Source organism: Nocardia aurantiaca, from assembly GCF_009708175.1.
Classification (GTDB): Bacteria; Actinomycetota; Actinomycetes; order Mycobacteriales; family Mycobacteriaceae; genus Nocardia; species Nocardia aurantiaca.
Genome location: NZ_WMBB01000006.1, coordinates 1 through 20,431, shown reverse-complemented (window position 1 = coordinate 20,431; position 20,431 = coordinate 1). Strand labels below are relative to the sequence as shown.

General features: G+C 69.0%; 21 protein-coding genes. 14 read left to right on the top strand and 7 right to left on the bottom strand.

The genetic code is table 11. The features are described from left to right. Positions 1 to 10 precede the first annotated feature (10 nt). From GLP40_RS13585 to GLP40_RS13575, 3 genes are read right to left on the bottom strand one after another with little or no spacing between them, the layout of a single operon-like run. Positions 11 to 652: a TetR/AcrR family transcriptional regulator gene (locus tag GLP40_RS13585; protein WP_154788293.1), complete on the bottom strand. Its 642-nt coding sequence runs from the start codon at positions 650 to 652 to the stop codon at positions 11 to 13. Beyond that, positions 649 to 1,437: an ABC transporter permease gene (locus GLP40_RS13580; protein WP_328290115.1), complete on the bottom strand. Its 789-nt coding sequence runs from the start codon at positions 1,435 to 1,437 to the stop codon at positions 649 to 651. The genes GLP40_RS13585 and GLP40_RS13580 overlap by 4 nt, the downstream gene beginning before the upstream one ends. After that, positions 1,434 to 2,168, bottom strand: coding sequence for an ABC transporter ATP-binding protein (locus GLP40_RS13575; protein WP_328290114.1), 735 nt, complete (start codon positions 2,166 to 2,168; stop codon positions 1,434 to 1,436). The genes GLP40_RS13580 and GLP40_RS13575 overlap by 4 nt, the downstream gene beginning before the upstream one ends. 192 nt (positions 2,169 to 2,360) lie before the next feature. Between GLP40_RS13575 and GLP40_RS13570 the strand changes: the two genes are divergently transcribed. Further along, entirely contained in the window at positions 2,361 to 3,419 is a 1,059-nt protein-coding gene (locus GLP40_RS13570) for an NAD-dependent epimerase/dehydratase family protein (RefSeq protein WP_154788291.1), read from the top strand. A gap of 15 nt (positions 3,420 to 3,434) precedes the next feature. On the opposite strand, the gene GLP40_RS13565 is transcribed toward GLP40_RS13570, so the two are convergent. Next, complete coding sequence (locus tag GLP40_RS13565) at positions 3,435 to 4,820, bottom strand: hypothetical protein (protein ID WP_196054654.1); 1,386 nt, start codon at positions 4,818 to 4,820, stop codon at positions 3,435 to 3,437. A 124-nt stretch (positions 4,821 to 4,944) separates the two neighbouring features. Between GLP40_RS13565 and GLP40_RS13560 the strand changes: the two genes are divergently transcribed. The 4 genes from GLP40_RS13560 to GLP40_RS13545 are packed head-to-tail and all read left to right on the top strand — an operon-like array spanning position 4,945 to position 8,073. Further along, a complete protein-coding gene (locus GLP40_RS13560) occupies positions 4,945 to 5,610 on the top strand; it encodes a glycosyltransferase family 2 protein (protein WP_154788290.1) in 666 nt (221 codons plus the stop codon). After that, positions 5,607 to 6,296, top strand: coding sequence for a TIGR04282 family arsenosugar biosynthesis glycosyltransferase (locus GLP40_RS13555; protein WP_154788289.1), 690 nt, complete (start codon positions 5,607 to 5,609; stop codon positions 6,294 to 6,296). Before GLP40_RS13560 ends, GLP40_RS13555 begins: the two co-directional genes overlap by 4 nt. Before the next feature lie 26 nt (positions 6,297 to 6,322). Further along, entirely contained in the window at positions 6,323 to 7,618 is a 1,296-nt protein-coding gene (locus GLP40_RS13550) for a molybdopterin-dependent oxidoreductase (protein ID WP_328290113.1), read from the top strand. After that, entirely contained in the window at positions 7,615 to 8,073 is a 459-nt protein-coding gene (locus tag GLP40_RS13545) for a hypothetical protein (protein WP_154788288.1), read from the top strand. The genes GLP40_RS13550 and GLP40_RS13545 overlap by 4 nt, the downstream gene beginning before the upstream one ends. Here the strand turns inward: GLP40_RS13545 and GLP40_RS13540 are convergent. Together GLP40_RS13540 and GLP40_RS13535 are read right to left on the bottom strand one after the other, a co-directional pair. Continuing rightward, positions 7,997 to 9,031, bottom strand: coding sequence for a sensor histidine kinase (locus GLP40_RS13540; RefSeq protein WP_328290112.1), 1,035 nt, complete (start codon positions 9,029 to 9,031; stop codon positions 7,997 to 7,999). The two genes, GLP40_RS13545 and GLP40_RS13540, sit on opposite strands and share 77 nt — an antisense overlap. Beyond that, positions 9,021 to 9,734 (bottom strand): response regulator transcription factor, encoded by a 714-nt coding sequence (locus tag GLP40_RS13535; RefSeq protein WP_154788286.1) that lies wholly within the window; start codon positions 9,732 to 9,734, stop codon positions 9,021 to 9,023. The genes GLP40_RS13540 and GLP40_RS13535 overlap by 11 nt, the downstream gene beginning before the upstream one ends. Positions 9,735 to 9,980: 246 nt before the next feature. Here GLP40_RS13535 and GLP40_RS13530 point away from each other — a divergent pair, with 246 nt between their 5' ends. The 6 genes from GLP40_RS13530 to GLP40_RS13505 all read left to right on the top strand — a co-directional run bounded on the left by GLP40_RS13530 (position 9,981) and on the right by GLP40_RS13505 (position 15,435). Further along, positions 9,981 to 11,189, top strand: coding sequence for a low temperature requirement protein A (locus tag GLP40_RS13530; RefSeq protein ID WP_328290111.1), 1,209 nt, complete (start codon positions 9,981 to 9,983; stop codon positions 11,187 to 11,189). A 272-nt stretch (positions 11,190 to 11,461) separates the two neighbouring features. Continuing rightward, the gene (locus GLP40_RS13525; protein ID WP_230329562.1) at positions 11,462 to 12,658 is read left to right on the top strand and encodes an NAD(P)/FAD-dependent oxidoreductase; all 1,197 of its coding nucleotides are present in this window, start codon (positions 11,462 to 11,464) and stop codon (positions 12,656 to 12,658) included. Positions 12,659 to 12,764: 106 nt separating this feature from the next. After that, complete coding sequence (locus GLP40_RS13520; RefSeq protein WP_154788284.1) at positions 12,765 to 13,688, top strand: RNA polymerase sigma-70 factor; 924 nt, start codon at positions 12,765 to 12,767, stop codon at positions 13,686 to 13,688. 122 nt (positions 13,689 to 13,810) lie between these two features. Further along, on the top strand, positions 13,811 to 14,104 hold the full coding sequence (locus GLP40_RS13515) for a DUF3761 domain-containing protein (RefSeq protein WP_328290110.1): 294 nt from the start codon (positions 13,811 to 13,813) through the stop codon (positions 14,102 to 14,104). Positions 14,105 to 14,170: 66 nt separating this feature from the next. Then, positions 14,171 to 14,803, top strand: a complete 633-nt coding sequence (locus GLP40_RS13510) for a DNA-3-methyladenine glycosylase (protein ID WP_154788283.1) — start codon at positions 14,171 to 14,173, stop codon at positions 14,801 to 14,803. Positions 14,804 to 14,859: 56 nt separating this feature from the next. Continuing rightward, positions 14,860 to 15,435, top strand: a complete 576-nt coding sequence (locus tag GLP40_RS13505) for a Clp protease N-terminal domain-containing protein (protein WP_154788282.1) — start codon at positions 14,860 to 14,862, stop codon at positions 15,433 to 15,435. On the opposite strand, the gene GLP40_RS13500 is transcribed toward GLP40_RS13505, so the two are convergent. Beyond that, the gene (locus GLP40_RS13500) at positions 15,432 to 17,045 is read right to left on the bottom strand and encodes a 2-isopropylmalate synthase (protein ID WP_154788281.1); all 1,614 of its coding nucleotides are present in this window, start codon (positions 17,043 to 17,045) and stop codon (positions 15,432 to 15,434) included. The genes GLP40_RS13505 and GLP40_RS13500 overlap by 4 nt on opposite strands. A gap of 213 nt (positions 17,046 to 17,258) precedes the next feature. On the opposite strand from GLP40_RS13500, the gene GLP40_RS13495 reads away from it, so the two are divergent. The 3 genes from GLP40_RS13495 to tyrS all read left to right on the top strand — a co-directional run bounded on the left by GLP40_RS13495 (position 17,259) and on the right by tyrS (position 19,952). Further along, entirely contained in the window at positions 17,259 to 17,960 is a 702-nt protein-coding gene (locus GLP40_RS13495) for a FadR/GntR family transcriptional regulator (protein WP_328290207.1), read from the top strand. A gap of 76 nt (positions 17,961 to 18,036) precedes the next feature. Next, positions 18,037 to 18,453, top strand: coding sequence for a DoxX family protein (locus tag GLP40_RS13490; RefSeq protein ID WP_154788280.1), 417 nt, complete (start codon positions 18,037 to 18,039; stop codon positions 18,451 to 18,453). Positions 18,454 to 18,671: 218 nt separating this feature from the next. Further along, positions 18,672 to 19,952, top strand: coding sequence for a tyrosine--tRNA ligase (tyrS, locus tag GLP40_RS13485; RefSeq protein WP_328290109.1), 1,281 nt, complete (start codon positions 18,672 to 18,674; stop codon positions 19,950 to 19,952). Positions 19,953 to 20,431: the final 479 nt, after the last annotated feature.

The window sequence follows — 20,431 nt, the reverse complement described above, 5'->3', positions numbered from 1 at the left end:
CTGCCGCCGATCATTCCGACGGCAGAAGCCTGTCGAGATCGCCGGTGAAGTAGCGCTGGAGGGTGGGGCCGACCAGGGCGGCCAGGTCGTCGATGGCCATGGAGGCGATCGGCTCCAGCTTCAGGATCTTGCGGGTCACCAGCAGGCCCGCGAGTTGGGAGGCGGCCAGGCCGGCGCGCTTCGCGCCGGTGCCGGGCGGGGAATCCACCAGGGGGCGAATCTCTTTCAGGACGACTTCCAGTAGGAAGGTGCGCGCCAGGGTGGGGTCGTCGCTGGCGAGGAGGCTGCGGAAGGCGGCTACGGCGGGCATGCCGACGGGGGAGTCCCAGATGCCTAGCACTGTGCGGATGATGTGTTCGCCGAGGTTTTCGATCGGGACGGCGGCGAAGCCGGACAGGATGTCCTGGGGGTCCACGGGCAATTGGAGTGCGGCGGCGAACAATTGGTGTTTGGTGCCGAAGTAGTGATGGACCAGGGCGGGGTCGACCTCGGCGGCCGTGGCGATGGAGCGGATGGAGGCTTTGTCGAAGCCGACGGCGGCGAAACGGATCCGGGCGGCGTCCAGAATCGCCTCCCGGGTGCCCGAATTGCCCGGACGCCGTCCGCTGCGGGTGCCGCTGCCTGCGCTCATGCCGCGCGTCCCCGAGGTCATACCGTGCGCCGACGAAGGGTGGCGGCGCCCAAACCGAGTGCGACAGCGGCGAAGACGGCCACGATCAGGGCATCGCGCCACATCTGGCCGGTGGCTCCGGTGTGGGTGGAGACCTGTTGGAGGGCCTCGACCGCGTAACTGAGGGGCAGGACGTTGCTGATCGTCTCCAGCCAGCCGGGGAGCTGGCCGCGCGGGACCAGCAGGCCGCACAGGAAGAATTGCGGCAGCACGACCACGGGCATGAACTGAACGGCCTGAAACTCGGTGCGCGCGAACGCGCTTGCCAGCAGGCCGAGCGCCACGCCCAGGACGGCGTCGATCACGGCGATGAGCACGACCAGGCCCGGACTGCCCGCCGCCTTCAGGCCCAGCAGCCAGAAGGCCACCAGGCAGGCCGCCGCCGCCTGCACCGCCGCCGCGATGGAGAAGGCGGTGCCGTACCCGGCCAGCAGGTCCAGTTTGGACAGCGGCGTGGTCATGAGTCGCTCCAGGGTGCCCGAAACCCGTTCGCGCTGCATGGCGATGGCGGTGATGAGGAACATGACCACGAACGGCAGGATGCCGAGCATGGTGATGCCGACCCGGTCGAACAGCCGCGGCGCGCCGGGCGCGACCGGATAGTTCTTGTACACGAAGTACAGCAGCGTCATGAGCAGCGCGGGCACCAGCACGATCATGGCGACCGTGCGGTGGTCGGCGCGCAGCTGTCGCAGGATGCGCACGGTGGTGGCGGTGTAGCAGCCGATCGGGCGTGGACCCGTCGGGCGCGAAAGGGTCGCGGTCACAGCTCTTCTCCCATCCGGATCAGCGTGAGGAAGGCGTTCTCCAGACTGGATTCGCCGGTGTCGGACCGTAATTCGGCGGGTGTGAGCTGGGCCAGTAATCGGCCTTCGCGCATGAGCAGCAGCTGGTCGCAATGTTCGGCCTCGTCCATCACATGGCTCGAAACCAGCAGTGTCCGGCCCTGTTTCACCAGCGCGTCGAACTGCTCCCACAGATCCGCGCGCAACACCGGGTCGAGGCCGACGGTCGGCTCGTCCAGCACCAGCAGCTCCGGATCCGCCACCAGCGCGCAGGCCAGCGATGCCCGGGTGCGCTGCCCGCCGGAGAGCTCGCTGCCGCGATGCCGGGCATGGCTGCCGAGACCCACCGCGGCCAGGGCGGTTTCGACATCGGCGGACGAAGCCCCGTAGAGCGCACCGAAATACGAGATATTGTCGGCCACGGTGAGGTCGTCGTAGATGCTCGGCGCCTGGGTCACATACCCGACGCGCCGCCGCAACCCACGCGATCCGGCCTCCTCACCGAGGACGCGCACCGAGCCGGATTCGATGATCTGCGTCCCGACGATGCTGCGCATGAGCGTCGTCTTCCCGCTCCCCGACGGCCCCAGCAGCCCGGTGATGCTGCCCCGGGGGACGGTGAGGGAGATGTCCCGCAGAACCTGTTGCCCGCCGCGCCGCACTTCGAGGTGCTCGATGGCGATGGCGTCGGTTGTCGTCGCTGGTGCCGTCACGGTCACCCTCAATTCATCGAGTGTTGAATTCACTACGTGGTGAATTGTGCGCCCCTCCGGTGCCGAGGGCAAGACCCGTGTGCGTGTCGCATCCCGGCTCGCGTGCGGCCGCGATCTGACCAAATCATGACGAACCGGGCGAGCTCGGCCAGTCCCGACGCATTCCGGCGGCGCTCCGTCCAGAATCGCCGCATGCGTGTACTCCTGACCGGCGCAGCCGGATTCATCGGCTCGCACATTCACCGCGCGGCACAGGCCGCCGGACACGACGTCATCGCGGTCGACGTCATGCTCGCCGCCGCCCACGGATCCGCGGCCGTGCCGCCACCCGGCATCGCCAGAGTGGACGTACGCGATCCGGACGCCCTCGACACGGTGCTGCGCGGCGTCGACGTGGTCTGCCATCAGGCGGCCGTGGTCGGCGCGGGCGTGAGCGCCCAGGACGCGCCCGCCTACGCCAGCCACAACGATCTCGGCACCGCGGTCCTGCTCGCCGCCATGGACCGCGCCCGCTGCCGCCGCCTGGTGCTGGCCTCCTCGATGGTGGTCTACGGCGAGGGCCGCTACGTCGATTCCGCGGGCGTCGCGGCCGACCCGGCCCCGCGTATGCGCACCGATCTCGACAACGGCCGCTTCGACCACCGCGGCCCCGACGGCCGCCCCCTCACCTGGGCCGCGATCGACGAGGACGCACCCCTGCGCCCGCGCAGCCTCTACGCCGCCGCCAAGGTGGCGCAGGAGCACTACGCCATCGCCTGGGCGGCGGCCACCGGCGGCACCGTCACCGCGCTGCGGTACCACAATGTGTACGGCCCCGATATGCCCAGGGACACACCGTATTCCGGCGTGGCCGCCATCTTCCGCTCCGCGCTCGAGGCGAACGAGGCCCCGCGCGTGTTCGAAGACGGCGCGCAGGCCCGCGATTTCGTGCACGTCCGCGATATCGCCGCCGCCAATGTCGTCGCCCTCGAGCATCCGCTCGGCGGGTTCACTCCACTCAACATCGCCTCGGGCGCCCCGATCACCATCGGCGAGGTCGCTACGACCCTGGCCACCGCCTACGGCGGCAAACAACCCGTGGTCACCGGCGACTACCGTCCCGGCGATGTCCGCCACATCGTGGCGAGCCCCGAACGGGCCCGCCGCGCACTGGGTTTCGTCGCCGCCATCACCCCCGGCGTGGGACTCGCCGAATTCGCCACCGCCCCGCTGCGTTCCGCCGCCGGGAACGGAGCGCCGACCTGGCGGTGAATGCGCCTGTGGCGGTTACCAGTTCGTCAGGATCACATGATTGATGAGCAACGCCCCCGCCGCCTGCGCGACGAGCCAGAAGCGTGAGCTGTGGCGGGGGAGCAGGGCGGTCGCCGACAGCGCACAGACATCGAACGGCAGCCAGATGCGTTCGGTCTCGGCCTTGCTCAGTCCGCTGAAGTCCGCGATCAGGATGGCGGTGACGCCCGCGGCCGCCAGCAGCGCCGCCGGATCCACCCGGGATCGCCAGCGCGACAGCCGGTCTTGCCACGGATGCACCGGCTGGATCTTCAGCTCGACCAGCACCCGGCAGCTCGCCGCGACGGTGGCCAGACCCACCGCGCACACGGTCGCGGCGAGATTGCCCCACACCCAGTACGCGTAGGGCCGCTCGCTGGCAATGCCCTGGTAATAGCGTTCGACCACGAGGTGATAGCCGGTCAGCCACCAGAATCCCGCCGCCGCGAAGGCCGCCACCACGGCCAGCGCACCCACCAGCGCCGGAATGGCGGGCTGGAACGAGCGAGCCAGCAGCACCGCCGCGGCCGGAATCGCCATGAGCACAAGGCCGTAATTCAGGAAGACGGTGCACCCGAACAACAGCCCGGACGCCACCGCGGTGAGGATCCACCCCGGCTCGAGCCGGGTCGCCAGCGCCAGCAGCGCAACCGACCAGGCGCCCACCCCGGCGAAGAGCCCGTCCGCCGACACCGCGATCCAGATGACCGCGGGCATGAGCGCCAGAAAGGGCGCAGCGCTCCGGGCGCGATGTTCGGACCCGAGCGCCCGAATGGTGAACGGCACCGCCGCCGCGGCGCTGGTCCCGACGAGCAGACACAACAGTCCGGCCCATGCCCCGCCGCCCAGCCCGATCCGGTCCAGCAGTACGAACACCAGCAGCGCGCCCGGCGGATGCCCGGACACGTGTGTGGTCCACGAATCCGGCTGGAAATCCAGGATGCGTCCGGAGAATCCGCGCAGCATGGCCCCGATGTCGTGCACTCCGCCGACCTCGTGCAGGTATTCGTCGCGGGTGGTGAGCCGCCCCGCGAAGCCGCGCTGCCAGCCGTCCACCATGGCCAGCGCGAACGCCCATGCCGCCGCCGTCGCCCAGGTGGTCAGCAGCAGCCGCGTCCATGACAGCCGCCGCGCCAGGTCCGGTCCGAACCGCACCACGGCCGTGGCGAGGGCGACGGCCGGCACGGTGCCCCACCCCAAATGCGGCAGCCAGCCGCCGAAGATCGGTGCGGCCCCGGCGTACAACCTGTCTCGCCAGGGTTTGCCCTCGATTCGCGGAATCAGGAACGCGGCGAGGACGAAACAGAAGGCCGCGAGCGCGCAGTAGGCGTCGACGCGGGTGGAGACAGAGCGCGCGACCCTGGTCGCGGAAGCGTTCGCCATGCCGGAAACCCTAGGCCCCGAAACCGCCGGAACTGTCCGGATCGGCGTTTCTCCTGCTCTTGTCATACTTTCGTCATGCGTGTCCCGTGGTCGGAAGGCCCCGATTGGCCGTACGGTCGAGGCCATGACCGAGTTGGACTCCGAACCCGGGGTCACGGTGGTGATCCCGTGCCGGGACGAAGCGGAAGCCTTGCCTGGCGTACTGTCAGCAATTCCCATGGGCTACCGGGTGATCGTGGTGGACAACGGTTCCACCGATGGCACCGCCGACGTGGCGCGCGCCGCCGGCGCGACCGTGGTGACCGAACCGACTCCCGGCTACGGCAGCGCCGTGCACACCGGCGTCGATGCCGCCCGCACCGAACTGGTCGCGGTCCTGGACGGCGACGGCTCCCTGGATCCCGGCGAACTGCCCCGCCTGGTGGCCGAATTCGGCCCCGGCGTCGACATGGTGGTCGGCCGCCGCCGCGCCGCGGCGCCCGGCGCCCTACCGCTGCACGCACGAATCGGCAACTGGGCCTTCGCCTTCCGGCTACGCCGCCACTACGGGTTGCCGGTGCACGATATCGCCGCCATGCGGGTGGCCCGCCGCGACCGACTGCAGGCGCTCGGCCACCTGCACGCCCGCTCCGGCTACCCGTTGGCCCTGCTCACCGGCGCCGCCCGCGCCGGCTGGCTGGTGCTGGAACGCGACATCACCTATCGGCCGCGGACTCACGGCGAGTCCAAGGTCTCCGGTTCCTGGCTCGGCACCCTGCGTGCCGCCCGCGACTTCTGGAGTGTCCGATGAACCCGACCGAGATTCCCGCCACCATGCTGGTGGTAGCCAAATCGCCGATCGCGGGATTCGCCAAAACCCGCCTCACCCCGCCCTTCTCGCCGGTGGACGCCGCCTATCTGGCGGCCTGCGCCCTGCTCGACACCCTGGACGCGATGAGCGAGAGCGGGATTCGCCACCGCGTCGTCGCCTGGACCGGCGATCTCGATCGCGCCGAACGCTCGATCGAGCTGGCCGCCGCCCTGCGCGACGTGACCGTGGTAACGCAGCGTGGCGACAGCTTCGGCGAGCGACTCGCCAACGCCCACGCCGATGCGGCCGAATTCGGCGTTCCGGTGCTGCAGATCGGCATGGACACCCCGCAGGTCGATTCGGACCTGCTCGCCCGCTCGGCCGCCCGCCTGGTGGCCACGGGCGACACCGTGCTCGGGCCCGCCACGGACGGCGGCTGGTGGGCTCTGGGCCTCACCGAATCCAGCCCGGCGCATCTGCTCGCCGACATTCCGATGTCGACGAACCGTACCGGCGAACTCACCGAGACGGCCTTGCGCCACAGCGGATTCCGAGTTCACGCCCTGCCGACCCTGACCGATGTGGACACCTACGCCGACGCCGTCTCGGTGGCAGCGGTGTCCCGGGGGCGCTTCGCGCGGGCCGTCGCCGAGCTGGTGACGGCGAAAACCCCTGTCGCACTCTGAGATCCGAGTTTCGAAAGGAGCCCGCGGTGCAGCCAGTCGAGCACACCGAAACCGCGGACGCCGTGCCAGACCAGACCGCAGTATCGGACCAGCCCGCTGCGCTCGAGCAGAACGGCGAGCCTGCCCGGGACGAGCGGTCCGGGCAGTCCGAACTATTGCTGCCGGGCGCGCTTTCCCAGCGTCTGAGCCCGGCCCGATCGACGGCGGTGGCCGCGCGGGCCGGTATCGCCCTCGGCGCCGGCATCACGATCCTGTTCGTGACCGGGTTGATCAGTCACCTCATCCAGCATCCGCCGGACTGGTTCCGGTGGCCCGCGCACCCGGTGTGGCTGTACCGCGTCACCCAGGGCACTCACGTGACGGTCGGGGTCATGATGATCCCGCTGCTACTGGTGAAGCTGTGGTCGGTGTATCCGCGGTTCTTCCGCAAACCGTCGCTGCGCCGCGGACTTCCTGAAGTCGTGGAGCGCCTGTCGGTGGCGGTGCTCATCGGGGTGGTGCTGTTCCAGATCGTCACCGGGCTGTTCAATACCGCGCAGTACTACCCGTGGAAGTTCTTCTTCACCACCACGCATCACGCCACGGCGTATGTGGCCCTCGGCGCGGTCGTGGTGCACTTGGCGGTCAAGCTTCCGATTGTGCGACAAGCGCTTTCGAAGCCGGTCGATGCCCCGGACTCCGTCGCTCGAGCGGCCGCGGACCCGGACGACGAGCATACCGAGCCCCAGGGCGTTTCGCGCCGTGCGGTGCTCATCGCGGCCGGGCTGGGCGCGGTCGTGGCGGGGATGGCGGTGGCCGGGCAGTCGATCCCGTTCCTGCGTTGGGTCTCCCTCCTCGCGCCGCGCAGTGGTCAAGGCCCGCAAAGCGTTCCGATCAACCGGACGGCCGCGGCCGCGGCCGTCACCGAATCCGCCCGCTCGCCGCAGTACACGCTGACCGTGAAAGTCGGCGGTCGCGAACGCGGTTTCTCCCGCGCCGATCTGGAGGCACTGCCGCAGCGCGACAGCGCGCTGCCCATCGCCTGTGTCGAGGGCTGGAGCGCGCAGGGCCACTGGTCCGGCGTCCGTTTGCGCGACCTGCTCGCCCAGGTGGGCGAATACCGTGGCGGCGATGTCCGTTTCGTCTCCCTGGAGACGACGGGCATCTACGGCTCGTCGGTACTGCCCCGCAACTTCGTGGTGGATGCCGCCACGCTGATCGCCCTGCGCCTCAATGGTGAGGACCTCGCCCTCGACCACGGCTATCCCTGCCGACTGATCGCTCCCGATCGCCCGGGCGTCCTCCAGACCAAATGGCTCGAATCGATCGAGGAACTCCCATGACGATCACCCGAATCCTGCTGTGCGTATCGGGTATCGGGCTAGCGGCCTACGGCGTCGACCTGCTGCTGAAGATGAGCACCACCGACCTGCGCTCGGTCGCCGTCTGGTTCATCGGCGCGATCCTCGCCGAGAATCTGGTGTTCGGCCCGGTCGCGGCCCTGGCGGGCGTGCTCGGCCACCATGTGCTCCCCGCCCGCTGGTGGTCCGCCTACACCGTCGGCGCGTTCATCAGCCTCGCCCTGATCCTCCTCGCGATCCCGGTGCTCGGCCGTGAGGGAGCGGTCCCTGGCAACGACACCGTTCTGGACCGCGATTACACCGTCGGCCTGATCGTTTCGCTCGCGGTCGTCTGGGCCGTTGTCGCCGCCTACCTGCTGCTCACGCGCGGTCGGCGGTCTCCAGCAACGGCAGCCGAACCTCGAATCGCGCACCGTCCGCACGGTTCTGCGCGGTGATGTCACCGTGGTGCGCCGCCACCAGCCCCGCGGCGATGGCCAATCCCATACCGCTGCTGCTGCCCAGTTCGGCCGCGCCGGGGGAGCGGGCGGAGCTGCCGCGATACGCGACCTCGAAGATGCGCGGCAGATCGGCCTCGGAAATGCCGGGCCCGGTGTCGTCCACCCGGGTCCAGGCCTGCCCGCCCTCCGTGCCCGCCGAGATGTCGATGCGCCCGCCGGGCGGTGTGTGCGCGATGGCATTGGCCACCAGATTGGTCAGCACCCGGCCCAGCGCCCGATCACTGCCCGCCACCACGATCTTGTTTTCGGGTTGCGTGGCGGCCAAGGTGACCTGGGCGCGTCCGGCCGTCGGCTGATTGGCCGCCAGCACCTCGTCGATGAGCTCGCGCAGATCCACCGGCTCGAGTCGCAGCCGCAGCGCCCCCGCATTGATCTTCGACATCTCGAACAGGTCGTCCACCATGGAGGACAGCCGATTCGTCTCGCGCACAATCTGTTCCGCGTAGCGCTGAATGTCCTCGGGCTGTGACACCACCCCGTCCAGCAGCGCCTCGCCCATGGCGCGAATGCCCGCCAGCGGCGTGCGCAGATCATGGCTGACCCAGGCCACCAGCTCCCGCCGCGAGCGTTCCGCCGCGCGCTCCTGCGCGAGCATCTCGCGCTCCCACACCGTGGCCCGCGCCTGCTCGCGGCCCAGCAGAATGGCCGCCGGCACCGTGACGGCGGTGACCACCGCGAGAACCACCGCCGTGCGCTCGAATTCGGCCCCGAACATGAGCCCGCTCACCGCCACCACCCCGCATAGCGTGGCCAGTGTCGGAATCAGTACCAGCACGGCCATGCTGGTGGTCATCGCGCGATTGCGGGTGTAGCGCAGCAGCAGTGCGCCGATCACCACCACCGGCAGCGTCCCCGCCAGCGCGTAGCCGATCAGCCCGGGGGTCTCAGTCGGCACGGCCCACCTCCTCCGCGTCCGGGTCGGTGCCGACATCGGCGCGGCCCCAGGCATATCCGCGACCCCACACCGTCTCGATCCGGTGTGCGGCACCCAGCTTGGCCCGCAACCGCTTCACGTGCACGGTGACCGTGGACAGGTCACCGAAGTTCCACCCCCACACCTCGGCCAGCAGCTCCTGTCTGCTGAACACCCGTCGCTGATTCGCCAGCAGGAAGGCCAGCAGATCGAATTCGCGCGCGGTCAATTCGACCGGCATCCCGCCCGCCGCCACGGTCCGAGCCGCCCGATTCAACTCCACTCCGTCCCCGCGCAGCACCTCCTGGGCCACCGGCTGCGGATTCGTCCGCCGCAGCACGGACGCCACCCGCAACGCCAGCTCCCGCGGACTGAACGGCTTGGTCACATAGTCATCGGCCCCCGCCTGCAACCCGATCACCCGATCGTCCTCCTCTCCGAGCGCGGTCAGCAGAATGATCGGCGTCTGCGGATGCGCCCCCGCACGCACCGCCCGCGTCAGCTCGATCCCATCCGGCGGCGGCATCATCACATCCAGCACGGCCAGATCGATCTCATTGCGCTCCAGCACCGCGGCCGTCGCGGGTCCATCCGCGGTCTCGACAACCTCGAGACCGTCCCGCTCCAGATACCGCCGCACCACCTCGCGCACCATCGGATCGTCATCCGCCACCAGAATCCGCATCACCCCACCCTAGGCCGCTCCCGCCCCCGAACCACCTGGTCCGAGCCATATCCGCACTCGCCGTCATGGTTTCGTCACCGGTCGTGACCAGCTCGAACGCTCCCTGGGGCCTACCGTCGAACGTGAAGTGCCCGCCGGGAAGGCGCATGCGGAGTCCCGTGGGCTCGGTGCCGGCGGACTCGGAGCGTCAGGATCGCCGGACCGGCGAGTGCGGCGGTCCACGCGCGACAGCTCTACGCTCTGCACGTGACCAGCGATACGTCCGGCTCGGCGGCCGAGATCGAGGCGCAGGGCGGGCAGGTCCGGGCCTCGACCCTGGAACTGTTCTTCGACCTCGTATTCGTCTTCACCATCACCCAGCTCACCCACGCCTTCACCCACCACCCGGGCTGGGGTGAGCTGGGGCATGTGGCGCTCATGTTCGCCATCATCTGGTGGATGTACAGCGGCTACGTTTTCCTCACCAACGAGGTCGCGCCGAGCAGTTCCTCACGCCGTACCTTCCTGCTGCTCGGCATGTTCGGCTTCTTCGTCGTCGCCATGGCGATTCCGAGCGCCTTCCAGGGGTCCGGGCTGGCCTTCGGGATCGGGTACTTCGTCGTGAACACCGTGCACAGCATCATGTTCGCGACCTCGGGTGGTGCGAGCGCGAGCTCGGCGATCCTGCGCCTCGCACCGTTGAACGCCCTCTCCGCTGCGCTGGTACTGGCGGGTGGTATCGCCGAGGACCGGGTTCGCGCCACACTGTGGACGATTGCCGTTGTGGTGCAGGTGGTTTCGCCGTATCTGGCCCGCACCGAGGGATTCGTGATCCGCCCCAGCCACTTCTGTGAACGCCACGGCCTGGTCGTCATCATCGCACTGGGCGAATCGGTGGTGGCCATCGGCGCGAACCTGACCGGTATGGACCTCACCGTCGGCCTGGCCGCCACCGCCGGTCTCGGCCTGACCCTCGGATATGTGCTGTGGTGGGCCTATTTCGGCTTCGACGACGAGCGCGGCGAACGCCGGCTGGCGGCGATGCCGGGTCCGGCGCGTATTCGCCCGGCCGTCCTCGCCTACGGCTACTCACTGTTCGTGCTGGTGCTCGGCATCATCCTGACCGCCGCCGGCATCTCCATGACCATCTCGCACGGCAACCAGCCCGCGAGTACGGCCGCGGCACTGGCGCTTTCGGGTGGCGTGGCCGTGTTCTTCCTGGGCCAGTGCCTGTTCCGGCTGACGCTCGGCATACCGCGGCCGTGGCTGCGACTGGCCGGCGCCGTCGCCATCGTGGCCACCGCGCCGATGGGAATCGCCGGGGTGGCCTGGGGACAGCTGGTGCTGCTGGTCCTGGTCGCCTATGGCTTCGTGATCGCCGATGACCTGCTCGGCATCCGATCCGGCGAGCGCAGCGCCTACACCGAGACGGTGTCGCCGATCGGGCGCCGCATCGTGCGCGACGGTGAGCGCTAGCGCTCGGTCCCGCTGCGGCAGCGCGCATCCGTCGGGTCCGCGGGCATCGGCGTCCGCGACGATCTCGAGGTCCGGCGCGTGATCGCTCCGGGCCCGCTCCAGCGCCTGCGCGAACACCTCCGACGGCTGCGCGCCCGACACCCCGTACTTGTGGTCGAGCACGACGAACGGCACTGGGTTCGAGTGTTCCACTGTGACCCAGTGCACATTTACGGGTTGTCACGTTCTGGAGGGCTGTCCTGTCTCATGCCCGACCCCCAAGGAACGAGCCCATGGAGCCGACCATGAACGCCACCGCCAACACTCACGAGATCGTCGTCCTCGGTGCCGGCTACACCGGCATGCTGGCCGCCGTCCGCCTGGCCCGCCGCACCCGCAAGCTGGATGTCCGCATCACCCTGGTGAACCCCTCGGACCGCTTCACCGAGCGGCTGCGCATGCACCAGATCGCCGCCGGACAGGAACTGGCCGACCACCGCATCCCCGACCTGTTGGCCGGTTCGGGCGTGGTCTTCCACCGGGCCGCCGCCGTCGCGATCGACGCCGACGCCCGCGTCGTCACCCTCGACGACGCCGCCGAGATACCCTACGACACTCTGATCTACGCGCTCGGCAGCACCACCGACACCTCGCTCGTCCCCGGCGCCGACCACCACGCGTGGACCCTCGACGCTCCGCGCCAGGCCCGCCGCTTCTCGCACCGGCTCGCCGAAATCACCGCTGCCGCGGGCGCCGTCACCGTGGTCGGCGGCGGCCTGACCGGAATCGAGGCCGTCACCGAGATCGCCGAATCGCACCCCGGCCTGACCGTCACCCTGATCAGCGCGCAGGAGCCCGGCCACATGATGGGCGACAAGGCCCGCGCCCATCTGAATCGCGCCCTCGACCGGCTCGGCATCGTCCGCGAGGTCGGTGTGCGGGTCGCCAAGGTGCTGCCGGACGCGGTGCGCCTGAGCACCGGTGAACTGATCGCCTCGGATCTGACCCTGTGGACCGCTGGTATGAAGGTCTCGCCGCTGGCCGCCCGGGCCGGCATCGCCGTGGACGAGCGCGGACTGATCCTCACCGATCCCACCCTGCGCTCGGTCTCGCACCCGGAGATCCTGGCCATCGGTGACGCCGCCGCGGTGCGCATGCCCTTCGGCGTCCTGCACGGCACCTGCCAGAGCGGCATGCCCACCGCCGCCTACGCCGCCGACAGCCTGACCCGCCGGCTGCGCGGAAAGACCGTGAAACCCTTCCGTTTCGGCTACATCCACCAACCGGTCAGCCTGGGCCGCAAGGACGCGGTCATCCAGTTCACCAAGGCCGACGACACCCCGCGCCGCTGGTACCTGAAGGGCCGCGCCGCCGTCGCCTACAAGGAGACCGTCAGCAGCAGCCCGGTGCCGACCTTCACGATGAGCAAGCACATGACCATGCGGGTGCAGTTCACCAACGGCGGCCGCTCCACCCGCGCGATCGCATGACACGAACCGCTGTCCGGTTCGCGTCTGCCCAGGTAGCCGGGACATCGGCGCGATGTCCCGGCCCTGTGATGGATTCGACTCGCAAGACCCGGTAGGTATGAGTCCCATGCAGGACCACACGCCCGACCAGCCCACACCCACTGGGCGGCGCGACGATTCGATCGATCCCTTCGTCGCCCACCGCCGGCTGCTGTTCGCCACCGCGTACCAGATGCTCGGCACCGTCACCGACGCCGAGGACATCCTGCAGGACGCCTGGATCAAATGGCATGAGGTGGATCGGGATACCGTCACCCACCCCAAGTCCTACCTGGTCCGCACCGTCACCAACCTGGCGCTCAACCGCCTCACCTCGGCGCGCGCCACCCGCGAGACCTATGTCGGGCCCTGGCTGCCCGAACCCCTGCTCACCGGCACCGCCGACGCCGCGGAGGAGACCGAGATGGCCGACACCGTGTCGACCGCCATGCTGGTCGTCCTCGAAACCTTGAGCCCGGTCGAGCGCGCGGTCTTCGTGCTGCGCGAGGTCTTCGGCTACTCGCACGCCGAGATCGCGGGTTTCCTGGACCGGCCCGAGGTCGCCGTTCGCCAGATCTCCCACCGCGCCCGCTCCCATGTGCACTCGCGCCGCCCCCGCTTCGACACCGATGTGGCGACCCGCACGGAGATCACCGAGAAGTTCATGGCCGCGGCCCAGGGCGGGGATGTCAACGCGCTCATGGAACTGCTCGCCCCCGAGGTGACGCTGTGGAACGACGGCGGCGGGAAGGTCACCGCCGCGCGCCGTCCGCTCTACGGCCCGGACCATGTGGCGCGCTGGATGCTCGGCGCCATGGCCAAGCCGATCAGTGCGGGCATCCGCCTCGAATCCGCTCACATCAACGGCGAACTCGGTGTGCTGGCTATGATCGGCGACTATCGGGTGGGCGCGCTGACCTACGACATTCGCGACGGTCACATCGAAAACATTCGCTTCCAGGTCAACCCGGACAAGCTTGCCGGCATACAGCGGCGGGTCGGCGGCGAATAGGCCGCTGAATCGGTCGGCCAACAGGAATTCGGTGTCGAGGCGAGAGCGGTCCCGTACTATTCGGCGCTCGTCGGGGGCGTCCGCCCCCGATTCGACACCGCCATTCTGCAAGGGATTTCGTAGTGATCGGCTCTATAACGCGCCGTGCCGCGCGACATATTCTGCCCTGGGCCGCCGCGGCCTTCATCGGTGCGAGCAGTGCGCTCGCCGGTCCCGCGGTCGCCGCGCCGGTGCTCCACGCCGCGTGCGCCGCAAGCGAATACGAGAACGTTGACGGCGCCTGCGTGCCGCGACCGGAACAGGCTCCCACCGCCCCCGACGGAGCCACCGCCCATTGCAAGGACGGCACCTACAGCTTCAGCCGGCATCGCAATGGCACCTGCTCGCACCACGGTGGCGTCGCCGAATGGCTCTAGCCACTCGGTCGCGCTGAGATCCGCACGGCCGTCCCGGCACTCCGGGCGGGACGGCCGTGCGGAACAATGCTCGGCGTGAGTGCCGAACAGCTTGCCGTCGAACCACTGCGCGCCGCGCGGCGACTGCTCGGCGGCACGCTCCGGTCCGGACCGGTGAGCCTGCGCATCGTCGAGGTCGAGGCCTACGGCGGCGACCCCGCCGGACCCTGGCACGACCCGGCCGCTCACTCCGGTCGCGGGCGCACTCCGCGTAACGCGGTGATGTTCGGCCCGCCCGGCGTGCTCTACGTCTATTTCAGCTACGGCATGCACACCTGTGTGAACGTCACCAGTGGCCCCGACGGCATCGCCAGCGCCGTCCTCATCCGGGCGGGGGAGATCACCGCGGGCCACGACCTCGCCCGCGCGCGCCGTCCGGCCGCCAAGACCGACGCCGACCTGGCCCGCGGCCCCGGCAATGTCGGCAGCGTCCTCGGCGTCGTCCTGGACGACTACGGCACCCGTCTGTTCGACCAGGATGCGCCCATCCGCCTGGAACTCGGCCCCGAAATCACCGACACCGCCGCCGTGTCAGCCGGTCCCCGGGTCGGGGTGAGCCTCGCCGCCGACCGCCCGTGGCGGCTGTGGCTGCCGGACTCCCCGGCCGTGTCCGCGTATCGCCGCAGTCCGCGCGCACCCAAGCTGGATCGTTCCGCGTAGACGGATCGGAGGACTACGGTGGACGGATCGACAGCTCACCCTAGGTGGAAAAGCCCATGTTCGAACGGTTCACCGACACCGCGCGCCGCACCATCGTGCTCGCCCAGGAGGAGGCCCGCCTGCTCCGCCACGACTGGATCGGGACGGAACACCTGCTGCTCGGCCTCATGAACGGCAGCGACCCGATCGCCGGGCAGACCCTGGCGGACCTGGGCATGGACCTGTCCGGCCTACGTGAACGCGTGAAGCAGGCGGTGGGTGTGCAGGAGCAGCGCACCCCCGCCGAGCACATACCCTTCACGCCCCGCTCCAAGAAGGTGCTCGAAATGTCGCTGCGCGAGGCAATGCGATTGCAGCACAATTACATCGGCCCCGAACACCTGCTGCTCGCCTTGGCTGCGGAGGGCTCGGGCGTGGCCTCGCAGGTCCTCATCAGCGAGGGCGCCGGCCCCGACGAGATCCGCCGCCGGGTCAGCGCCCGCATGGCGGCCACCGCCGGCCCGACCGCCGAGCCCTCCGTCGAAGCCGAACTCCGTCACCGTATTTCCGAACTGGAGCACCGGGTCGCCGAACTCGAACGCCGCCTGGACGGACCCGGCGCGGGGACCATCCAGGGCGACGTCATCGGTTAGATCAGGACTGTGGCACGCGATTTCGCAGCGGCAGCCAGGACCGCGGCAATCGTTGCGTGGGAAGCGGTTTCGCCCGTTCCGACCGCCCAGGCCGCGCCGTCGGCGGTGCGGTACTCCAGATAGGCGACGGCTGGATCGGAATCCGCACGGACCACGCTCTGGTGCGTCACCGACAGCACCTCCACGGGGCAACCGTGCCGGTTCAGCACGCCGATCGCCTCGTCGATCGTGGCGTCGGCGGGTATCTCCGCGGCGGCGGGGCCGCTACCCGCGTCGGCTGTGTATGTGGCGGTGAACAGCTCCCACAGCGCCCGCGCCGCCACCTCGGTCCCGGTGCGGTCGGTGTGGCGCTGGACGTGACGGGCGAAGTCGATCTGCAAGCGACGCGGCAGGTCCAGGCCGTACTCCGTCTCCAGCAGATACGCGATCCCGCCCTTGCCGGACTGCGAATTGACCCGGATCACCGCATCGTAGGACCGTCCGACGTCAGCCGGATCGATCGGCAGATACGGAACCTCCCAGGCGATTTCGCGCTCGGACAGACCCAGCCCGGCCGCCCGCTCGCGATGCTCGGCGAACCCCTTCTTGATGGCGTCCTGATGCGTTCCGGAGTACGCCGTGTACACCAGATCACCGGCGTAGGGATGCCGTTCGTGCACGGGCAGCCGCGTGCAGTGCTCCACGGTCCGCCGCACCTCGTCGATATCGGAGAAGTCGATCATCGGATCCACGCCCTGCGCATGCAGATTCAACGCAAGCGTCGCCAGATCCACATTGCCGGTGCGCTCGCCATTGCCGAACACGCACCCCTCGACCCGCTGCGCCCCGGCCAGCACCGCCAGCTCCGCGCACGCGATCCCGGTCCCGCGGTCATTGTGCGGATGCACCGACAGGATCACGCTCTCGCGCCGCGCCAGATTCCGGTGCATGTACTCGATCTGATCGGCGTACACGTTCGGCGTCGCCACCTCGACCGTCGCGGGCAGGTTCAGCGTCACCGGCCGCTCGGGCGTGGCGTCCCACAGGGTCGTCATGCGGTCGCAGATATCGAGCACGAAGTCCGGTTCGGTCAGCATGAACACCTCGGGCGAGAACTGGAACCGCACGTTCGGCATGTCCCCGGCCAGCTCCAGCACATCGCGCCCGCCGGCGGTGATCAGCTCGGCCAGCTCCTCACGGGTCTTGCCCAGCACCACATTCCGCCAGGTCGGAGCAGTGGCGGTGTACATGTGGACGACCACATTGTTGGGAATGTCGCGCACCGATTCCACGGTCCGCTCGATCAGATCCCGGCGCGCGGGTGTGAAGACGACAATGGTGACGTCCGCGGGGGCCAGCCGTTCGGCTCCGATCAGCCGCACGAAGTCGAAGTCGGTCTGCGAGGCGCTCGGATAGCCGACCTCGATCTCCTTGTAGCCCATCGTCACCAGCAGTTCGAAGAACCGCCGCTTGCGGTCGGGATCCATCGGCTCGGCCAGGGCCTGATTGCCGTCACGCAGATCCACCGGCACCCAGAGCGGGGCCGCGGTGATCCGGTAGGCGGGCCATGCACGCTCGGTCAATGGCACCGAAACTCGTTGGTATACATCGCGATACCGATGCGATGGCATGACGGAAGGCTGCTGACGATTCCAGATCAGGGGAGTGCTCACGGGAATTCGCTTTCGCGTCGGAGGAGGTGACCGGCGCAGCACAGCGAACCCGCTAGCGGGGTGCCGGTCGGTCAGACCCCGCCGCGGCGGTGAAGGAGAAGCAGGGCGCCCAGAAGCATGTGGACTAGACTAGAGGGGATTCACTCCTCAGACAAGTAGAGAGGCCGAGCAATAGTGGCGCAGGTACAGAGGCATCCGCTGGCCGCCCAAGCCGCCGAGGTCCTGCTGTCGCGCATACGCGCGGGGGAGTGGCAGCTGGGCCACCGCCTACCCGGCGAGACCACGCTCGCCGCCCAGCTCGGCGTCGGCCGTTCGACGCTGCGCGAGGCCATTCGCGAACTGGCGGGCAAGGGTGTGCTCGAAAGCCGCCAGGGCGCAGGAGTTTTCGTCACCGCCCTGGACGTCGCCGAGGACTGGGACACGGTGCTGCGGCGTTCCGACATCGTCACCGTTCTCGAGGCCCGCATCGCCATCGAGGCCGAGAGCGCGGCCCTGGCCGCCCGCCGCCGCACCCCCGCCGACCTGCGCGCCATGCTCCGCGCCCTGGCCGCCCGGGCCGAAAGCGGCGATCGCGTCGAAGAATTGGTCGACGCCGACACCGCCTTCCATCGCACTGTGGTAGCCGCCGCGCACAACGACATCCTGCTCGAGCTCTTCAACGCCTTCGTCCCGCGCTCGCGCCACGCCATGATCGACATGCTCCGCATCCGCCCCATGCGCGATCCCGCTGGCGACCACGACGCGCACGAACACCTCTACAGCGCCATTCGCGCCCGCGATCCCGAGGCCGCCGCCACCGCCAGCCGCGTCCATCTGACGGCGCTCGAGGCGGCCTTCGGCGCCTGGCCGGAAATTCCTCTCGAGCGCCGATGAGTTTCCGCGGCAGCCCCCGTCCTATGGAGCAAGCGAGTTCGACACCGAACCGACAAGCCCCGGAAGGACATGCGACATGACCGCCCTCGCCGCCACCCCGACCATCGCCACCCCGAGCAAGCTCCGCAACCGCGTGCTGTGGACCCTTCAGATCGTGCTCGGCCTGTTCTTCATCGTCGCCTCCGGCCTGCCGAAGTTCGTGGGCCAGGCCGACGCCGTCCGTGTGTTCCACCAGATCGGCTGGGGCGACTGGTTTCGCTACCTCACCGGCCTGGTCGAAATCTCCGGCGGCATCGGCCTGCTGGTCCCGCGCCTGAATGGCCCGGCCGCCGCGGGCCTGTCCATCACCATGGTCTGTGCCGCCGCCACCCAGGCCTTCGTCCTCGGCTCCCCGGCCCTGGCGATCTTCCCGTTGATCCTGGTCGGCGTCTTCGCCTGGATCGCCTACGAGCGGCGCGCCTCCTTCGCCACCTTCACCGACCTGGTGAAGTGACCTCGAATAATCGATCGCACCCTGCCCGTCACCGATCGCACTCGGTGACGGGCTTGTTGGTATGTCACGAGACACCCGATTTCGCTGCGATCGGGGTAAACCGTCGGGTGCCGCGGAAAATGTTTCGGCTCTCCGCTGGTGGCCGCATGCAGTACCGGCGACGGCACCGCAGCCGGGCGAAAAAGTCGCGCAGTGGCGGAATGGAAAGATAGGGAAGCGTGAGCGGCGACATCATCGATGAACTGACCTGGCGCGGGTTGATCGCGCAGTCCACCGACCTGGACGCCCTGCGTGCGGCCGCGGCCGAGGGCCCGATCACCCTCTATGCCGGGTTCGACCCGACCGCGGCCAGCCTGCATGCCGGACACCTGGTTCCCCTGCTGGCGCTCAAGCGCTTCCAGCGCGCGGGTCACCGCCCGATCGTGCTCGCTGGTGGCGCGACCGGTCTCATCGGCGATCCCCGCGATGTCGGCGAGCGCACCATGAACTCCACCGACACCGTCGCCGAATGGGCCGGCCGCATCCGCTCGCAGCTCGAGCGCTTCGTGGATCTGGACGGCCCGAACTCGGCGATCATCGCCAACAACATGGACTGGACCGGCTCGCTGAGCACGGTGTCGTTCCTGCGCGACATAGGCAAGCACTTCTCGGTGAACGTCATGCTGGCCCGCGACACCGTCAAGCGCCGTCTCGAGTCGGATGGCATGTCCTACACCGAGTTCAGCTACATGCTCCTGCAGGCCAACGACTTCCTGCAGTTGCGCCGCGAATACGGCTGCACGCTGCAGGTCGGCGGCTCGGACCAGTGGGGCAACATCATCGCGGGCGTGGAGCTCAACCGCCGCGTTGACAGCGAGCATGTGCACGCTCTGACTGTCCCGCTCGTCACCTCGGCCGACGGCAAGAAGTTCGGCAAGTCCACCGGCGGCGGCAGCCTCTGGCTCGACCCGGAGATGACCAGCCCCTACGCCTGGTACCAGTACTTCGTGAACACGGCCGACGCCGACGTGGTCCGCTACCTGCGCTGGTTCACCTTCCTGTCTCGCGAGGAGCTCGACGAACTGGAGAAGGCCACCGCCGAGCGCCCGTTCGCCCGCGAGGCCCAGAAGCGCCTCGCCGCCGAGATGACCACGCTCGTGCACGGTGAGGAGAACACCCGCGCGGTGCAGCTGGCCAGTCAGGCCCTGTTCGGTCGCGGTGACCTGCGCGAGCTCGACGAGTCCACGCTGTCGGCGGCGCTCGCCGAGTCCGCTGTCGACGGCAAGGTCGCCGAGGTCGCCGGCGCCTCGACCATCGTCGATCTGCTGGTCGAGTCAGGCCTGTGCGAGGGCCGTAGCGCGGCCCGTCGCGCGGTCAACGAGGGCGGCGCGTCGGTCAACAACGAGAAGATCTCGGACCCGGAGTGGACCCCGTCCGACGCCGACTACCTGCACGGACGCTGGCTGGTGCTGCGCCGTGGGAAGAAGAACTTCGCCGGCGTACGCCGCGCGGGCAACTGATCGGGTCGACGATACGAAAACAAGATCGAGATGACCTGAGTCACAAACCGGTGGCTCAGGTCGCTGATCGGCCGATCCGCACCTCGTTCACCAGCGTAAACACCTCCGCGACCAGCGGATTTGACCTCGCGTTATCCGCCGCGTAACTTAGTCCAGGTCAGAGCGACACGGACGCCGACCGGGACCGAAAGCCCAGCTCAGAGGCTGGAAATCGGGATCGGATACGAGGTTGGACGAGGAGCGCCGGACACGAACACATCAGCCAGAATATTGGTCCTTGACTCTGCGGGGTCTCGTGGCTAGACTGGAAAAGTTGCCTCGCTGGACATTCGATCAAGTTCGGATGAAAGGCTTGTGCGTGTGTTCTTTGAGAACTCAATAGTGTGTCGATGAATGTCAGTGCCAAATTTTTGTAATTTGGTTCCGATTCTCACCCCCCGTGTGAGGGTCGGACATTGAAGTCAGCTAATTTCCGGCTG